The sequence below is a fragment of the Solihabitans fulvus genome, assembly GCF_008386585.1.
In the GTDB taxonomy this organism is placed as follows: domain Bacteria; phylum Actinomycetota; class Actinomycetes; order Mycobacteriales; family Pseudonocardiaceae; genus Solihabitans; species Solihabitans fulvus.
Window position 1 is genome coordinate 1 of sequence record NZ_VUOB01000133.1, and the last position, 2,001, is coordinate 2,001.

Sequence of the window (2,001 nt, forward strand, 5' to 3'; positions counted from 1 at the left end):
AGTCGTTGAGATCACGTCAGTGCACGAGGCCGCATCGGTTGCTGAGGCGAGGGCGCGTGCCCTGGCCACTGGACCATGCGATCTCGCGATCCTCGACCTCGGGCTACCCGACGGAACCGGTATTGACCTGGTCACGGAACTTCGTGCCCAGGGCTGGCCGCGAATCGTGGTGCTCGCGTCCTCCGACGACCCCTATGCGGTCCGGTCGGCCTTCCAGGCAGGCGCCCAGGCGTACCTGCTGAAGTCCGCCTCGCCCATGGTGGTCACCGACGGAGTGCGTCGAGTCCTCGACGGCGGGGTCTATGCCGACCCGAGCGTGGCTCCGGTGCTCGCAGCGGGCACCAGGGTCCCGGGAACCGACAACACGCCGCGGGAGCTTTCCGCGCGTGAGGTCGAAGTGCTCCAGCTGGTCGCCGATGGCCAGTCCAACAAGGAGATCGGCGAGGCGCTCAGTCTGTCCGCACTGACGGTGAAGAGCCATCTTTCGCGGATCGGGCGCAAGCTGGGCACCGGGGATCGAGCACAGATGGTCGCGTTGGCGATGCGAGCCGGCGTGATCCGCTGAATGGGCCGAACACACCCGCGAGTGCTGCGTTCGTCGTAGGGTCTTCCGCCGTGGAAGCTCCCTGCGCCGAACCAGCCGAACCGACCGGGCCAGACCCGGTGCCACTGACGGAACCAGCCGATGGCGTTCCGCCAGTGGTGGCCGACCCGTCGGCGCTGCGGCAAGCCGCCGCCGCGCTCGCCGGAGCGGCCGGTCCGGTGGCGGTGGACACCGAGCGAGCCTCGGGCTACCGCTACTCGCAACGTGCCTACCTGGTGCAACTGCGCCGGGAAGGCGCCGGAACCGTGTTGGTCGACCCGGTCGCCCTTGGCGGCTGGCTCGACCCGCTGGTCGAGGCGCTGGCTGGTACCGAGTGGGTGTTGCACGCAGCGTCGCAAGACCTGCCGTGCCTCGCCGAGCTCGGGCTCCGACCAAGCACGCTGTTCGACACCGAGCTGGCCGGCAGGCTGGCCGGGTTCGAGCGGGTGGCCCTCGGCACCCTTGTCGAGCGGTTGCTCGGCTACCGGCTGGAGAAGGGGCACGGCGCGGCCGACTGGTCGCGCCGCCCCCTTCCCGCAGACTGGCTGAACTACGCCGCCCTCGACGTCGAGCTGCTGGTGGAGCTGCGCGACGTGCTGGAGGCGGAGCTCACCCGGCAGGGCAAGCTGGAGTGGGCGCTCGAGGAGTTCGAGGCGGTGCGTCTCGCGCCGCCGCCGAGACCGAGACACGAGCCGTGGCGGCGCACGTCCGGCATCCACCGGATCCGCAACCCTCGGCAGCTGGCCGCGGTGCGGTCGCTCTGGGAGACCAGGGATGCGGTGGCCCAGGAGCGCGACATCGCGCCGGGACGGGTGCTGCCGGACAGCGCGATGATCGAGGCCGCCACGCGCGGCCCGCAGACCGAGGGCGACCTGCTCGCGCTGCCGGTCTTCCGGGGCAGGGCGCAGCGTCGGATGGTGTCGGTCTGGCTGGACGCCCTGAAGCGGGCGGCCGAGCTGACCAAGAGCGAGCTCCCGGACGTGGGCCAGGCGCACGACGGCCCGCCGCCGGTGAACCGCTGGGGCGACAAGGACCCCGACGCCGCCGCCAGGCTCGCCAAGGCGCGCACGGCGCTGGCCGAGCTGTCCGAGCAGCACGCGGTGCCGGTGGAGAACCTGCTGCTGCCCGACCTGGTCCGGCGGACCTGCTGGCAGCCGCCGGAGGACGTCAGCCGTGAGGGCGTCGCCGCCGCGCTGCGCGAGGGCGGGGCCCGCAACTGGCAGATCGAGCTGACCGTCGAGGCCCTGAGCAAGGCCCTCGCCTAGCCCGACGACCACTCGACCGGTCGAAGTCCGGGGCCTGCCTCGGGTCGGATCGGCGGCGATCTCACACCACCTCGCCGCCCGTTCCCGTCCCCGGGTGGGCCCCGTTCGCGTTCTGGGCAGCCCCCGCCCTTCCCTGGGGCAATGCCACTTACT

2 protein-coding genes are annotated in these 2,001 nt (G+C 72.0%); both read left to right on the plus strand.

The annotated features are described in order from the left end of the window. The first annotated feature begins 10 nt into the window (after nucleotides 1–10). Nucleotides 11–565: a LuxR C-terminal-related transcriptional regulator gene (locus tag F0L68_RS40690; RefSeq protein WP_149855264.1), complete on the plus strand. Its 555-nt coding sequence runs from the start codon at nucleotides 11–13 to the stop codon at nucleotides 563–565. 50 nt (nucleotides 566–615) lie between these two features. After that, the gene (locus F0L68_RS40695; protein WP_149855263.1) at nucleotides 616–1,848 is read left to right on the plus strand and encodes a ribonuclease D; all 1,233 of its coding nucleotides are present in this window, start codon (nucleotides 616–618) and stop codon (nucleotides 1,846–1,848) included. Nucleotides 1,849–2,001: the final 153 nt, after the last annotated feature.